16 protein-coding genes are annotated in these 14899 nt (G+C 63.5%); 8 read left to right on the top strand and 8 right to left on the bottom strand.

Translation table 11 applies throughout. The features are described 5' to 3' along the window. Nucleotides 1-3: 3 nt before the first annotated feature. A complete protein-coding gene (gene cydD / locus KTR60_RS23035; RefSeq protein WP_228401285.1) occupies nucleotides 4-1692 on the top strand; it encodes a thiol reductant ABC exporter subunit CydD in 1689 nt (562 codons plus the stop codon). Then, nucleotides 1682-3370 carry a thiol reductant ABC exporter subunit CydC gene (gene cydC / locus KTR60_RS23030; protein WP_193594976.1) on the top strand — a complete coding sequence of 563 codons (1689 nt, stop codon included), beginning with the start codon at nucleotides 1682-1684 and terminating at the stop codon, nucleotides 3368-3370. Before cydD ends, cydC begins: the two co-directional genes overlap by 11 nt. A gap of 233 nt (nucleotides 3371-3603) precedes the next feature. On the opposite strand, the gene KTR60_RS23025 is transcribed toward cydC, so the two are convergent. The 8 genes from KTR60_RS23025 to KTR60_RS22995 form a co-directional block, all read right to left on the bottom strand. Further along, entirely contained in the window at nucleotides 3604-4644 is a 1041-nt protein-coding gene (locus tag KTR60_RS23025) for a type IV toxin-antitoxin system AbiEi family antitoxin domain-containing protein (RefSeq protein ID WP_064114476.1), read from the bottom strand. A gap of 144 nt (nucleotides 4645-4788) precedes the next feature. After that, on the bottom strand, nucleotides 4789-5427 hold the full coding sequence (locus KTR60_RS23020) for an FABP family protein (RefSeq protein WP_039973378.1): 639 nt from the start codon (nucleotides 5425-5427) through the stop codon (nucleotides 4789-4791). Between the two features lie 258 nt (nucleotides 5428-5685). Next, a complete protein-coding gene (locus KTR60_RS23015) occupies nucleotides 5686-5991 on the bottom strand; it encodes a DUF1416 domain-containing protein (RefSeq protein WP_003939797.1) in 306 nt (101 codons plus the stop codon). A gap of 2 nt (nucleotides 5992-5993) precedes the next feature. Beyond that, entirely contained in the window at nucleotides 5994-6827 is an 834-nt protein-coding gene (locus tag KTR60_RS23010) for a sulfurtransferase (RefSeq protein WP_003939859.1), read from the bottom strand. A 74-nt stretch (nucleotides 6828-6901) separates the two neighbouring features. Then, entirely contained in the window at nucleotides 6902-7372 is a 471-nt protein-coding gene (locus KTR60_RS23005; RefSeq protein WP_003940408.1) for a DUF4395 domain-containing protein, read from the bottom strand. A 131-nt stretch (nucleotides 7373-7503) separates the two neighbouring features. Further along, entirely contained in the window at nucleotides 7504-7569 is a 66-nt protein-coding gene (locus KTR60_RS29335) for a putative leader peptide (RefSeq protein ID WP_371734792.1), read from the bottom strand. 31 nt (nucleotides 7570-7600) lie between these two features. After that, nucleotides 7601-8077, bottom strand: a complete 477-nt coding sequence (locus KTR60_RS23000) for a thioredoxin family protein (RefSeq protein ID WP_003939684.1) — start codon at nucleotides 8075-8077, stop codon at nucleotides 7601-7603. Next, on the bottom strand, nucleotides 8074-8853 hold the full coding sequence (locus tag KTR60_RS22995; RefSeq protein WP_003939847.1) for an LmeA family phospholipid-binding protein: 780 nt from the start codon (nucleotides 8851-8853) through the stop codon (nucleotides 8074-8076). The genes KTR60_RS23000 and KTR60_RS22995 overlap by 4 nt, the downstream gene beginning before the upstream one ends. A 141-nt stretch (nucleotides 8854-8994) precedes the next feature. Here KTR60_RS22995 and KTR60_RS22990 point away from each other — a divergent pair, with 141 nt between their 5' ends. The 6 genes from KTR60_RS22990 (at nucleotide 8995) to pstB (ending at nucleotide 14861) form a co-directional block, all read left to right on the top strand. Further along, nucleotides 8995-9747 (top strand): winged helix-turn-helix transcriptional regulator, encoded by a 753-nt coding sequence (locus KTR60_RS22990; protein WP_003939728.1) that lies wholly within the window; start codon nucleotides 8995-8997, stop codon nucleotides 9745-9747. A gap of 1 nt (nucleotide 9748) precedes the next feature. After that, nucleotides 9749-10648 (top strand): mycothiol synthase, encoded by a 900-nt coding sequence (gene mshD, locus KTR60_RS22985; RefSeq protein ID WP_042922278.1) that lies wholly within the window; start codon nucleotides 9749-9751, stop codon nucleotides 10646-10648. A gap of 193 nt (nucleotides 10649-10841) precedes the next feature. Further along, entirely contained in the window at nucleotides 10842-11960 is a 1119-nt protein-coding gene (gene pstS, locus KTR60_RS22980; RefSeq protein ID WP_003940482.1) for a phosphate ABC transporter substrate-binding protein PstS, read from the top strand. A gap of 62 nt (nucleotides 11961-12022) precedes the next feature. Next, nucleotides 12023-13114: a phosphate ABC transporter permease subunit PstC gene (gene pstC / locus KTR60_RS22975; protein ID WP_064114479.1), complete on the top strand. Its 1092-nt coding sequence runs from the start codon at nucleotides 12023-12025 to the stop codon at nucleotides 13112-13114. Nucleotides 13115-13117: 3 nt separating this feature from the next. Next, on the top strand, nucleotides 13118-14026 hold the full coding sequence (gene pstA, locus KTR60_RS22970; protein WP_003940100.1) for a phosphate ABC transporter permease PstA: 909 nt from the start codon (nucleotides 13118-13120) through the stop codon (nucleotides 14024-14026). 58 nt (nucleotides 14027-14084) lie between these two features. Continuing rightward, nucleotides 14085-14861, top strand: a complete 777-nt coding sequence (gene pstB / locus KTR60_RS22965; RefSeq protein WP_003939968.1) for a phosphate ABC transporter ATP-binding protein PstB — start codon at nucleotides 14085-14087, stop codon at nucleotides 14859-14861. Nucleotides 14862-14899 lie beyond the last annotated feature (38 nt).

The raw sequence follows: 14899 nt of genomic DNA, 5'->3' as shown, positions 1-14899 counted from the left end.
CACGTGACAATCGAAGTAGGCGACGCTCCCACCACTCGGGAGCGTCGCCGGGGGCCGATCGACCCGCGGCTGTGGCGACATTCCGCTTCTGCGCGCGGCTATCTGATCCTGACTGTTGCTCTGTCGATGGTGAACGTCGTGATGGTCATCGTCGCGGCGCTCATGATCGGCCGGGTGCTGGCCGGAGTGATCACCACTCGAACTGTGGATGTTTCCTCGTGGACAACCGAATTGGTTGTTCTCGCCGCAGCTGTGGCGGTCCGAGTTCTGGGGACCTGGCTGCAGACCAGGTATGCGCACCGGGCGTCGACTCGCGTCGTTGCCGAGATCAAGAACGGCGTGCTGACGTCGGCGACGGCGATGAGTCCTCGCGATCTGGATCCGCGGCGTGACGAGATCGCGACCGTGGTCACCCGAGGTGTCGACGGCCTTGGTCCGTACCTGACGGGATACCTTCCGGCCCTGGTCTTGTCGGTGACGCTGACACCCATCACCCTGATAGTCATTGCGGTGCAGGACATGACGTCTGCTGTCATCATCTTCGTGACGCTGCCGCTGATCCCCATCTTCATGATTCTGATCGGCCTGCTGACAAAGGGTAAGTCGGAGAAGACGCTGGCAGCGATGACCACGTTGTCTTCGCAACTGCTCGATCTCCTTGCCGGTTTGCCGACGCTGCGGGCGCTCGGTCGTCAGCAAGGTCCTGCCGAGCGCGTCCGTGAACTCGGTGACGCTCATCGGCGAACGACGATGTCCGCCCTCCGCGTTGCGTTCCTGTCCTCGATGGTGCTGGAACTGCTCGCAACGCTCTGCGTCGCATTGGTGGCTGTGAGTATCGGCTTGCGACTGGTGTACGGCGACATGTCACTCGAGCCGGGGATAGTCGCGTTGATCCTCGCCCCCGAGGTGTACCTGCCACTTCGGATGGTGGGAACCCAGTTCCACGCCGCCGAGGACGGAATGGCGGCAGCCGACAAGGCATTCGAGGTTATCGAGGCGGATTCTGCCGCACCGGAGGGTGGTAGCACGACGGTGGTCGCTCGCGGTGCCGACATCGCCTTCGACGGACTCGGCGTGACCTCTCGTGGGGGAGTCGCACCGTCTCGACTTTCCGCCGTGGCGTTGCCAGGGGCGATCACCGTGCTCACCGGTCCCAACGGCTGCGGCAAGTCGACGGCAGTGCACGCGCTACTCGGACTGATCGAACCGAGCAGTGGCCGCGTGACGGTCGCCGGCGTCGATGTCCGAGACCTGGACGAGCACGCGTGGTGGAGTCAGTTGGCCTGGCTTCCCCAGCATCCGGTCCTCCTACCTGGCACCGTTCGTGAAAATCTCGATCTCACCGGGGTCGTCGATGCGCAAGCACTGACCCGCGCCGCTGCTGCGACGGGATTCGACGCGGTACTGGCCGAGCTGCCTGCGGGCGTCGAGACCGTGATCGGCGTCGGCGGTACAGGTCTGTCTTTGGGGCAGCGGCAACGGCTGGCACTGACACGCGTGCTTGCCTCGGAGCGCGCAGTTCTTGTCCTGGACGAACCCACCGCTCACCTCGACTCCGATTCGGAAGGCACAGTGTTGGCTTCTCTGAGAGCACGGGCGGAGCGCGGCGACACCGTGGTCGTGATCGGCCACCGTCCGAGTGTGCTTGCCGCAGCTGACCGGATCGTCGAGGTACACGCTCATGAGAAGTGACACTCACGATCCGCTCCTGCGTGCTCTGCGGCTACTGGAACTTCGGCCACGACGCGTACTGACGGCGGTAGCGGCGGGTGTGGCAACACTCGGTAGCGCACTCGCCTTGGCCGCGCTGTCCGCATGGTTGATCACGCGTGCTTGGGAGATGCCTCCCGTTCTCGATCTCAGTGTTGCGGTAGTTGCCGTACGCGCATTGGGAATCTCACGTGGTGTCTTCCGCTATCTCGAACGATTGACGACGCACGACGTCGCGTTGCGCGGAACCACCGCGGCGCGATCGAGGATCTACCAGCAGTTGGCCGCAGGAGATCCCGCGGCAGCAGCCGGACTACGACGCGGTGACCTGCTCTCACGTACGGGCGCCGACGTGGATGCACTGGGCGACGTCGTCGTCAAAGCACTGATCCCGATTGCGGTCTCGATTGTCCTCGCGTTTGCTGCGGTGGGAATCCTGTTGTTCATCTCGGTTCCGGCCGCGCTCATCCTGGCTGTTGCGCTGGCGGTGTCTGGGATCGCGGCACCCTGGCTGTCGGCTCGTGCTGCTCGTCTCGCCGAGGCCGACAGTTCTGCTGCCGCAGCGCGATTCAGTGAGTCCGCGGTGACCGCTCTCGACCATTCCGCCGAGCTCCGGGTATCGGGTCGCTTGGATCAGGCGGTGAGCGAGGCGGTCTCTGCCGAGAACGATGTGGTAGAGGCAACCGATCGCGCGGCGATCCCGAGTGCCTTTGCCGCAGCTGCCACGCCCCTGGCAATCGGAGTGAGCGTCCTCGGTGCCCTGCTGATCGGAATTACGCTGTACGGAACCACCGACATGTCACCGATGTCCATGGGAATCCTTGTACTGCTTCCGCTGTCGGCTTTCGAGGGAACCGCGATACTGCCCAGCGCGGCGGTGGCATTGACCAAGGCGCGGCTGGCGTCGGCACGCATCATGGCGGTACTCGATCGAGCCGACGCCGAACACGTTGAAGGAAATCGTGCGTGGCCGGAGGACGGGATTCTCAGCGTGCATGCATTGCAGGCGGGTTGGCCCGGGGGAAAGGTGACCGAACCGCTCTCCGTGGATCTTCCTCGCGGTGCCCGCGTTGCCGTCGTCGGCGAGAGTGGATCGGGAAAGACCACTGCGCTGATGACGATGGCGGGACTGCTGCCGCCCGTCGCGGGAACAGTTCGTGTTGACTCGGTGGACGTTTCGGATATCGATCCGGCCGAGCTGCGTCGGCACGTCGGGTACTTCGCCGAAGACGCACACCTCTTCGAGACGTCGGTACTCGAGAACCTGCGCGTCGCGCGGGGTGACCTCACCGCCGAGGACGCGGAGAAGGCACTTGCCGCAGTTGGTCTCGGCGACTGGCTGTCGGAACTGCCTGAAGGGCTCGACACCTACCTGGTCGGCGGCATGCGAGCGGTTTCGGGCGGTGAGCGTCGTCGGTTGCTGTTGGCACGCGCGATCGTCTCGCCCGCGGAGGTACTGCTGCTCGACGAGCCGACCGAGCACATGGACGCGGAGGCCGGCGCTCAGTTGCTGCGCGAGTTGCTCGATCGCGACGGAATGCTGGTCGATTCTTCACGAACGGTTGTTGTCGTTACCCATCAACTTCCGGCCGGTACTGGAGCTGACCAGGTGATATGCGTCGGAAAAGTTTCTGTGGAAAATACGTTGCCGTCATCGTGAAGTGGGCGTACTTTCTCCTGTACACAAGGAAGGAGGTGGTCTGAAATTGAAGTACAGACGGACGCGTGAGGTGGCTGCCAGCTAGCCGCAATCGCTGATGGAATTCACTTACCGCGTGAGCGGCCGGCGAATCCCAGGCAGCCACCCGACCCCCGAGCCCCCGATCAGTCCGACCGGGATCCGCGCGAAAGCGTGGGTGTGGCTCGGGGGTCGCTTCGTGCCGTGCGCCTTTATCAACCCCCGGCGGTTAATAAAGGCGCACAGCGTGGACAAGGATTAGGCCCCCACCATCCACCGCGCTCGAGGATCGCTCTGACCTCGGCTGCAGTTCGGCACGAGGCCCCCTCCACCTCCTCCCAACCGAAGACCAGTGTGGCGTTGCCTGACAGTTCGGATGCGTTTCCTCGCCGACGATCACGCAGTGCAGTCGCTCGAGAAGAGTGGAAGGCAAATCCGTCGAGTCGAACGATCAGTGCGACACCGCAATTGCGGTAGTCGACGTCCTCGTAGAGAGTTCTCCCATCGACGAGGACCGGCGATTGCCGTCGTGCTTCCGGCAAACCGTGTGCTCGCTCGACCTCGATTGCGTAGCGATGCTCGAGTACCGACTGGACACCGCGATCCAACAGGTCCAATGTCGAGGACAGTGCTTTGACATATCGCCTCGGCCGGCGGCATTCCATTCGGGTGCGCAATTCCATCCGTGACACTTTGCACGCCGTGGCGGAGCGAACCAGAGAACGAGCGGCGTCGCGAGCCGACGGCTCTGCAACCGCCAGGTCAATTGCGGTGTCGGCCAGCGAAGTACGAGCAGGCTGAGTGGCAACGCCGATGTGGGCCTGAGCGCGTGAACGATGAACGATCACTCCGGGATGGGCAGTGGACCACCCCAACGGAACGGGGCGCGCCGGGGAGCGTTCGGGTCTGACCGTCGGACTCTGACAGCGGGAGGATCTGCCGTATCGGACCGTGATGTGGATCGGCAGTTCGGACTCGATGTGCGTGAGTCCCCACTCTTCAGCTGCAGTCCGGTGGCTCAGGTAAGTCTCTCCGCCGCCGAACAGCAGTGCGGCCTCGAGAATCATTGCTCGGTTGAGCGGCCCGTTGGTGCTGGATTGAACGCCGTGGAGGACGGAAGTCCATTGACCCGATTCGACCAGATGTTGGATGCGGCGCGGTGAATAGCCGAAAGGGCGTAGTTGTTTGTTGGTCGCGAGTCCGTGCTGGAAGTCGAAGAGTCTTCGGAGATCAGGATCGATGTAGTCGCAGCTCATGCGAATACCGTCAGATCGCGGACCGACAAGAATCGGTCGAAGATGCCGCTCCGAAGCCCGCCTGTGGAATTTGTCGGTGCCTGTGGATAAATCTGCTGTGCGCCTTTATTAACCGCCGGGGGTTAATAAAGGCGCACAGCAGAGCTAGCCGATGTAGCGCGTCAGGCGGGCCGAGAGACGCGGTTCCAGGCCACCGTCAGACATGATCCGCTCTTCGACGTACGCGAGGTCGCCGCCTTCGACGATGCCGTACAGACGCTTCGCGCCGCCGTACAGTGCACCGGACTGGCTGCGGATCACCACGTCGGTGGCAAGTTCCCACGACGCCTGGGTGAGTGCGCGCCCGTAGTACATTTCGACGACACCGGAGCTGTGGCTGAGCAGGAGTTCGACCACTTCCTGGTTGACGCTGCCCGGGATGCCGTCGCCGCCCATGCGCCAGTAACCGCTCTCGCGCAGATCGGGGCTCACGTACTTGCCCTCGGCGTCGAGGCGCCAGGACCGGGACTCCCAATTGAGGTACGGGCCGCCGTCGTGCGAGATGACGATCTGCTGACCGAAGGCGTAGTCGCCGTTCTCGTCGTGTCCTTCACCTTCGCCGCGCCAGACACCGACGAGGGGGAGAAGCGCGAGGAGTTCGGGATTGATGTCCGGGCCGAGGCGCAGGTTTGCGGTGTCCTCCGGCAACGGAAGGTCCGGCAGGGTCGGAATGTTGAGCGACGCCGTCGACTTGGAGCGCTCGACGGCGATGGCGACAGCTTCGTCCCCGCTGCCGCGCCTCACGGCACCTGCAGCGGCGGAATCGTCAGCGGTCGCGTCGGACCCTGAATCCGGAGCCTGACTCACGACTCGTCGGTGACCAAGCGGTACACGACGTACACGGAGAACCAAGCGATCATGACGGATGCGAGTGCGAGGAGTACCTCGAAGAAAATGACCACGGGTACATCTTAGACCGCGGCGACCGACCGGAAAAATCGGGAGCCGGAATGCAGAAGGCCCCGCACCGGAGGGGTGCGGGGCCGCCTGACAAAGCAGGAATTACTTGCTGACGGTCACGTCCACGTTGTGCACGCCCGAGCCCTCGGGAGCGACGGTGGAGGTGCCGTTGCCCGAGCTGGACAGTGCACGCACGGTCCACTCGCCCGGAGCGGCGAAGAAGCGGAAATCGCCGGTTCCCGATGCCACGACCTCGGCCGTGAACTCTCCGGAGCCGTCGAGCAGACGCACGAATGCGCCGCCGATGGGCTGGCCGTCAGCTGCGAGAACGCGGCCGGTGATGACCGTTTCCTTCTCGACGTCGACGCCGGCAGGCAGGGTCTGGCCCTGGGTAGGTGCTCCACACATGATCAGGCTCCCAATTCGATCGGTGCGCCGACGAGTGAGCCGTATTCGACCCAGCTGCCGTCGTAGTTCTTGACGTTGTTCTTGCCGAGGATCTCCTGCAGGACGAACCAGGTGTGGCTCGAACGCTCGCCGATGCGGCAGTAGGCGATCGTTTCCTTGGTGTCGTCGAAGCCCTTTTCCGCGTACAGCTTGGCGAGGTCGTCGTCCGACTTGAAGGTGCCGTCCTCGTTGGCGGTGGTGCTCCACGGGATGTTGATGGCTCCGGGGACGTGGCCACGCTGCTGCGCCTGCTCCTGCGGAAGGTGGGCGGGAGCGAGGATCTTGCCCGAGAACTCGTCAGGGCTACGAACGTCGACGAGGTTCTTGCTGCCGATGGCGTCGATGACCTCGTCGCGGAAAGCGCGGATCGAGAAGTCGGGGGTCTCGGCCTTGTACTGCGTGGCTTCGCGGTTGACTGCGTCCTTGGAGAGCGGGCGTCCGTCGAGTTCCCACTTCTTGCGGCCGCCGTCGATCAGCTTGATGTCCTGGTGGCCGTACAGCTTGAAGTACCAGTAAGCGTAAGCGGCGAACCAGTTGTTGTTGCCACCGTAGAGAACGACGGTGTCGTCGTTCGCAATGCCTTTGGCGGAGAGCAGATCCGAGAACTGCTCCTGGTTCAGGAAGTCGCGTCGGACGCCGTCCTGGAGGTCCTTGCGCCAGTCGAGCTTGACTGCACCCTCGATGTGGCCGCCGTCGTATGCGCTGGTGTCCTCGTCCACCTCGACAAAAACGGTCTTGGGGGTGTTGAGGTTCTGCTCAGCCCAGTCAGCGGAGACTAGGACGTCGGAGCGAGCCATGGTGTTCCTTTCGATGTGGTCTTGCATCGGTCGTTATCTAGCAGGGGTTCAGCAGGGTTGTGGGGCAAGCGTTTTCACGCGGTGGTAGCGCGGCCGGTATTTCGCAGCCTTGCGACGAGTGGATAGATCTGGCAGCCGAGGCAGATGCCGAACGCGGCGTTGAGCAGGGCCGCGAACAAGGCGAAGCCGGTGGCAACGGTGCCGACGATCGTCGACCCGGCCAGGAAACCGACCGTGCCGGCGAGTGCGAAGACGAAGCCGACGAACTGCGCGAAGCGCAGCGGCGCCACGGGTTCGCGTTCGCTGACCGGCGAGAGTCGCGGGGCGACGAGCTTGCCGAAGATCTGGCCGTACGGGCTGCGCTTGGGGCCGAGTACCGCTCCGACCGCGAAGACGATGGCCTGTAGTGCGAGAACGACGGTGGCGGCGGGCAGTGAGAAGGTCGAGAGGATGAGCGTGAGTACGAGAACGCCGGTGGTGACCCACGCGGCGAATCGAGGTCCGCGGACGTCGACCTGCTCGAGCTGGGGTGTGGTTGTGGACATCGGGAGTGCTCCTGCGCTGGATTGCATGATGCTGTGCCTGGACCGAGAAAACGGGACGTCAAAGTCCCACTCGGTGGATTGATCACGTGAGCGAAAGCTCGAAGGTCAGAGAGATCTGACGGATGAGGTGATCAGCAACAGGTACAGCAACAGCCCCCGAGGCGGCACAGGTCTACTGCGCGGCGTCGGGTGAGCATCAGCTCGTGGCGGGTTTGCACGTCGGCGAGTTTACCCCGAATTCTCGGATTTTGGCTCGTGGGGTCCGGATAGTGGTACGAGTGCAGCTTTCAGATCGGCTGCGGATGGCACTCCGGACACCCGGAACTGTTCCTCCAGGCCACCGTCGAGGATGAAGGTGGTGGGCAGCGAGAGGACACTCATCTCGCGTGCCAGAGCCGGTTCCTTGTCGATGTCGAGCTCGATCTCCACCGGCGGACGGGGAGCGTCGGCCATCGAGATCACGACCTGACCGACGACGCGGCGTACTGCCGCGCACGGTCCGCACCAGTCGGCAGAGAAATGCAGTACGACGGGTCCGCCGTTCGGCGAAGAGACTCCAGCGGCGCGGAGCAGTTCGAGGCGACTGTCCGCCGCGCCGGTCGCGGCCGGCGTGGTGACTCGGACCTTTCCGTTGCGCGACTTGAGAAAGAGCCCGACCGCGACGACGGCGACCAGCGCGACCAGCAGAATTGTGATCCCGGTCATCGGTTCTGCAGCTCTGCGAGATCGATCGTCGTGTTTTCGGCGCTGCCTTCGATCACGATTCTTCCGCCTTCCGCGTAGACCAGGCTCGGCTGAATTCCGTAGGGAAGTGCCTGCGGATCGATCGTGTAGCTGAACAAGCCGAGGACGACGGGTTCGAGTGCTGCGGGGATCGAGAAATCGGCTTTGCCCTCCGGACCGAAGTACAGATTGCTGGCGACGATCTTGACCTGCCCACCTTCCAGAACCAGGTTGGCCTGCACGCTCACTGCAGTCTCGACCGGACCGACGGCAACCGTTCCCGTCAGCACGACGGCGCCCGCGGTGCTCGCTCCGGTTCCGCCGCTGCCCCCGGTGCCATCCGACTTGTTGGCAGGCGGCGAAGATACCTGCAGGTCAGGGATATTGAGCAGCTTTCCGAGGTCGGTGGCGTTGATTCCCATCCGGCCGTCGAGTTTGTCGACGGGGAGTTGGGTGACATTGCCGTTCACGATGTCGGAGAAGGGAACGGTGACCCCGCGCAGATCGGCCTCGACGGTCACTTCGCCCACCACGTCGCTCTGGACGCCGGTAGCTCTGACGTAGACGTCCTTGTATTTCCCGCCGAGTGCCTGGGTGAGGAAGGGGAACCCGTTGAAGGTGACCTCCGGATCCGACTCGAGTGATGCGCCGGTTCGGAGCTCGCGGGAAACCCGGTACTCGGCGTACGCGGCCGCGCCGAAATCGGCCACCAGTCCGAGGCCGAGGAGAAAGACGATGCCGATGATCAGTTTGCGCACCGCACCATTGTGACGGACTCCGGTCGGGGTTCGATGCGACGGCCCCGGTACCAGGCACGCTAATGTAGGGACCGACCAAAAGCGTCGAACTACTCGAGCGTTGCCCTCACGGGTTGCGCGGGCTACTAGATAGGAGGCCGTGTGGAACTGCTCCTCCTCACCTCCGACCCCAACCCGGAAGCTGTACTACCGGCGTTGGCGTTGCTGGCGCACTCGGTTCGGCCTGCCCCCACAGAGGTTTCCTCGCTACTCGAGGCAAGTTCCGCGGACGTGGCATTGGTGGATGCGCGCACCGATCTGGCTGCCGCACGCGGGTTGTGTCGATTGCTCGGAAGCACAGGATCCGCAGTACCTGTGGTCGCCGTCCTCACCGAAGGCGGACTCGTTGCCGTCAACGCCGACTGGGGGTTGGACGACATCCTGCTTCCCGGTACCGGTCCGGCTGAGGTGGACGCCCGATTGCGGTTGTTGGTCGCCCGCAGCGGTGGTGTGGCCAGTCCGGAAGCGTCGGGAAAGATCACGCTGGGCGAACTGGTTATCGACGAGGGGACGTACACGGCACGACTGCGTGGACGGCCCCTTGATTTGACTTACAAGGAATTCGAGCTGCTCAAGTACCTCGCGCAGCACGCCGGACGGGTATTCACCCGGGCGCAGCTGCTGCAGGAAGTGTGGGGCTACGACTTCTTCGGCGGCACCAGGACGGTCGACGTCCACGTGCGTCGTCTGCGGGCGAAACTCGGCACCGAATACGAGTCCTTGATCGGTACAGTCCGAAATGTCGGATATAAGGCAGTGCGTCCGACCAGGGCCAAGGGTGGCGCAGCTGCTCCCGTTCAGTTCGAGGACGACGAGGACGTCGACTACGACGCGGCCGACGGATCGGTGGTCTGACGTGGGTTGGACAGATTCACTGCCGGCTGGATTCGCCGAGCAGGTTTCCGCGCTTCTCGATCGCGCAACCGAGTTCGACGGCAAGGCGCCCGTGTCGGAACAGGGGCGCCATGCCGTTGCCGGGCGCGGCGCCGCGCGACACTTCCTCGAACTCGACGGCGATGCAGTCGTCGGTTATGCGCAGCTGCAAGCCGGTTCGGACGAGCATCCCGACATGGCCGAGTTGGTGGTCGACCCGCAGGCGCGGCGCCGCGGCATCGGAACCAGGCTTGCCGCAGCGGTATTCGACGAGGGCCGGCCGGGCACGCGTGTCTGGGCGCACGGAAACGTCGACGCCGCAGTCGAATTCGCCAAGAGCCTCGATCTGGTCAGCGTTCGTGAACTCCTGCAGCTGCGTCGACCACTCGATGCTCCGCAGCTTCCGGAAATCGTTGTGCCCGAAGGTGTGACGATTCGGACGTATCGTGGGCCCGAAGACGATTCCGAGATCCTTCGCGTCAACAATGCGGCCTTCTCCTGGCATCCCGAGCAGGGTGGCTGGACCCAGGCGGAGATCGACGAGAGAACGGCCGAAGGTTGGTTCGACCCTGCTGGTCTGTTCATGGCGTTCGCGGACACCGATCCCGATACTCTTCTCGGCTTTCACTGGACCAAGGTGCACGCACCCGAAGGTGACGATCCGGAGCTGGGGGAGGTGTACGTCGTGGGGATCGATCCCGCGGCGCAGGGACGCGGCCTCGGCCGAGTGCTGACTCTCGCGGGCATGCATTACCTGCGTGATCGCGGCCTCGGAACCGTCCTTCTGTACGTCGAAGGCGACAACACGGCCGCCCTCCACACGTACGAACGACTCGGCTTCGATCGCTTCCACGTGGACATGGCTTACGCCCGCGCGCTCTGACGTCACAGTCGGACACGCAGAAATGTCCAGTCTGTTCATTCTCCGTTAACCATGTGTGGTCCAGCCGGACACCGCGCCCGCCTACTTTTCTCTGTGGGCAGCGCCGTGTTGCCTGATGCAGATTTCAATCATTCTGCGTCTCATGTCGCCGCCCGATCGTGGGCGTGGCGGTAGCGATTTCCGGAGGATCTTGGTGAATCTCAAGCGCAGTGGTGCCCTGCTCGGTGTAGTGGCCGTGGGCGCCATGACCTTGGCCGCATGTGGCAGCGACAACAACTCGTCGTCGACGGGTGTGGACGCGTCCGCATCGAACGCAACGTGCGAAGGCAAGAGCAACCTCTCTGCCGCTGGTTCCTCGGCACAGAAGAACGCCATGGACCAGTTCGTCGCCACTTACATCTCCGTGTGCCAGGAAAAGGGCAAGACGGTCAACGTCGCGTACAACCCCAGCGGTTCGGGCGACGGTCGTACACAGTTCATCGCCGGCCAGATCGACTTCGCCGGCTCCGACTCGGCCATCAAGGACGAGCAGGCAGACAAGGCCAAGGAGCGTTGCGTCGGCGGCGAAGCCTGGAACCTTCCCCTCGTCTTCGGCCCGATCGCAGTTGCATACAACCTCGACGGCGTCGACAAGCTCGTTCTCAACGCAGAGGTTCTCGCGAAGATCTTCAACGGCGGCATCACCAAGTGGAACGATCCGGCAATCGCCGCGCTCAACTCCGGTGCATCGCTTCCCGACGAGAAGATCACCACCGTGATCCGCTCCGATTCCTCGGGTACCACCGACAACTTCCAGAAGTACCTCGACGCGGCATCGAACGGTGCTTGGACGTCGGGCGCAGGGTCGGACTTCACCGGTGGCGTCGGTGAGGGCGCCAAGGGTTCGGCGGGCGTTGCACAGGCAGTTGCCACGGCACCGGGTTCGATCACCTACGTCGAGAAGTCGTTCGCCGATCAGAACAAGCTCTCGGTTGCCGAAATCAACACCGGCTCCGAGGCAGTCGCACTGACCAACGACACGGCCGCGAAGTCGATCGCAGGCGCGAAGTTCAAGTCCGACGCAACCGGCGACCTGACGCTCGACCTCGCGTCGATCTTCAAGACCAACGAAGCCGGCGCCTACCCGCTGGTTCTCGCCACGTACTCGATCGTCTGCTCCAAGGGCTACGACGCGGACACCTCCGCAGCGGTGAAGTCGTTCCTGACGAGCGCGGCCAACGAGGGTCAGGCCAACCTGGCCGAGCAGGGTTACGTCCCGCTGCCGTCCAACGTCCAGGATCGCCTCAACGCGTCCATCACGGCAATCAGCTGACCTAGAGACTCGTGCGGACAAGCTCATGGATCTACATTCAGACGTGAAGGAAGTGAGCGCGCATGAGTGACGCGCCCATCACCTCGACATCTCGTTCTCCCGGCCCCGCAACCAGCGGGGCCGGGGTGGGCGGTCCGAACGGCACCACGGAGGACACGATTACTTCCACCAAGGCTCCAGAAACCGAGCGTCCTCCGAAGGGTGACGGTCCGGGTAGCGGCAACAGCAAGACGGTGACCCGTCCGGGTGACCGCATCTTCAGCTCGCTCGCATCCGGTTCGGCAATCTTCATCACGGTTGTCATCGCGGCGATCGGCGCGTTCCTGATCTGGCGTGCTGTTCCTGCTTTGAGCCGGAATCAGGTCAACTTCCTGACCAGCCGTGAATGGGTCACGCAGAACATCAACGCGATGGCGTTCGGTGTCCTCGATCTTTTCCAGGTCACGGTGTTGGTCTCGCTGTTCGCACTGGTGCTCGCGATGCCGATCGCACTGGGCATTGCGATCTTCCTGACTTCGTACTCACCCAAGTGGCTCACGCGGCCACTGTCGTACACGATCGACCTTCTGGCAGCTGTGCCGTCCATCGTCTACGGCCTGTGGGGACTTCTCGTCTTCGCTCCGGCGATCACCCCGGTCGCGGTGTGGCTCAACGACACTCTCGGCTGGTTCCCGCTCTTCGCCGACGGCAGCGGATCCATCACCGGCGGCGGCACCATCTTCACCGCAGGCATCGTCCTCGCCGTGATGATCCTTCCGGTCATCACCGCAGTGACCCGCGAGGTGTTCATCCAGACCCCGCGAGCACAGATCGAAGCCGCACTCGCCCTCGGCGCCACGCGCTGGGAAGTTGTGCGCACCACGGTCATCCCGTTCGGTAAGTCCGGTTACATCAGCGGCTCGATGCTCGGTCTCGGACGCGCACTCGGTGAGACGATGGCGCTCTACCTGATCCTGCGCACCACCTCTCAGGCCTTCGGCTGGTCGCTGTTCGACGGCGGCTCGACCATCGCCTCCAAGATCGCCCTCGGCTACGCGGAGTTCAACAACGACATCCAGGCAGGCGCGTACATCGCGGCCGGACTGGTGCTGTTCGTACTGACCTTCGTCGTCAACGCGGCTGCCCGCGCAGTGATCGCCGGAAAGAAGGACTGACCCATGACCTCCACTCTGGACCGGCCGGTCAAGGCCCCCACTTTCCAAGGCGTCGGCGCTCGTCGTCGTGCCAAGGACGTCATCGCGACCATCCTGGTGAGCCTGGCAGTCGTCATCGCGCTCATCCCGTTGGTCTGGGTGCTCTTCACGGTCATCGCCAAGGGCCTACCCGCTCTGACGTCGCCTACCTGGTTCACCAACTCGCTGAGCGGATTGACGGCGTCGGCCGACGGCGGCGGTATCTATCACGCATTGATCGGCACCCTGCTGCAAGGCATCGTGTGCGCGGTCTTCTCCATCCCGCTCGGTATCTTCGTCGCGATCTACCTGGTGGAGTACGCCGACCGGAAGTCGAAGCTGGGCAAGCTGACCACGTTCATGGTCGACATCCTCAGCGGTGTTCCGTCGATCGTGGCCGCGCTGTTCATCTACGCCCTGTGGATCGCGACCTTCGGCTTCCCCAAGTCCGCGTTTGCGGTGTCACTGGCTCTGGTCCTTCTGATGGTCCCGGTCGTCATCCGTTCCACCGAGGAAATGCTGCGCATCGTCCCGATGGATCTGCGGGAGGCGTCGTACGCGCTCGGTGTGCCGAAGTGGAAGACCATCTCGAAAATCGTTCTGCCGACGGCACTTCCCGGCATCATCACCGGCGTCATGCTGGCCCTGGCCCGCGTGCTCGGTGAGACCGCACCGCTGCTGATCCTCGTCGGCTACGCACCGTTCATCAACTTCGACCTGTTCAACGGCGAAATGGGCACACTGCCTTCCGTCATGGTCGCCGAGATGAACAACCCCACCGACGCCGGCACCAACCGCATCTGGGGCGCAGCACTGACCCTGATCCTGCTGATCGCGATCCTCAATATCGTCGCGAAGCTGATCGGTCACTTCTCACAGGTCAGAAGTAAGTGATGCGGCCTCGGAACATGTTCGTACTCAACAGCGTCAACAACTCAGTAGGGAGCCGGTAATGGCCAAGCGTCTGGATCTCAAGGACGTCAACATCTACTACGGCAAGTTCCACGCCGTCGCCGATGTGGGCCTGTCCGTCCCGCCCCGGAGCGTCACCGCCTTCATCGGCCCGTCCGGTTGCGGCAAGTCCACCGTTCTTCGTTCACTCAACCGCATGCACGAAGTGATTCCCGGTGCGCGCGTCGAGGGTTCGGTGCTGCTCGACGGCGAGGACATCTACGGCTCGAACGTCGATCCGGTCGGTGTTCGCAAGACCATCGGCATGGTGTTCCAGCGACCCAACCCCTTCCCGACCATGTCCATCAAGGACAATGTCGTCGCGGGCTTGAAGTTGCAGGGCGAGCGCAGCAAGAAGAAGCTCGACGAGGTGGCCGAGCGTTCGCTGCGCGGTGCCAACCTGTGGAACGAGGTCAAGGATCGCCTCGACAAGCCCGGTGGCGGCCTCTCAGGCGGTCAGCAGCAGCGTCTGTGCATCGCGCGTGCCATCGCGGTCTCGCCCGACGTCCTGCTCATGGACGAGCCGTGCTCCGCGCTCGACCCGATCTCGACTCTCGCGATCGAAGACCTGATCACCGAGCTGAAGAAGGACTTCACGATCGTCATCGTCACGCACAACATGCAGCAGGCTGCGCGTGTGAGTGACCAGACGGCATTCTTCAACCTCGAGGCAACCGGCAAGCCCGGTCAGCTCGTCGAGATCGACGACACCGAGAAGATCTTCTCGAACCCGACGCAGAAGGCCACCGAGGACTACATCTCCGGCCGCTTCGGATAGGTCCCGGGATCAACCCTGCACGATCATGTTTCACCCCC

It is taken from the genome of Rhodococcus sp. C1, from assembly GCF_020809065.1.
Taxonomy (GTDB): domain Bacteria; phylum Actinomycetota; class Actinomycetes; order Mycobacteriales; family Mycobacteriaceae; genus Rhodococcus_F; species Rhodococcus_F qingshengii.
Note: the sequence above shows the minus strand (reverse complement) of the source record. Positions and strands in the feature narration are given on the sequence as shown.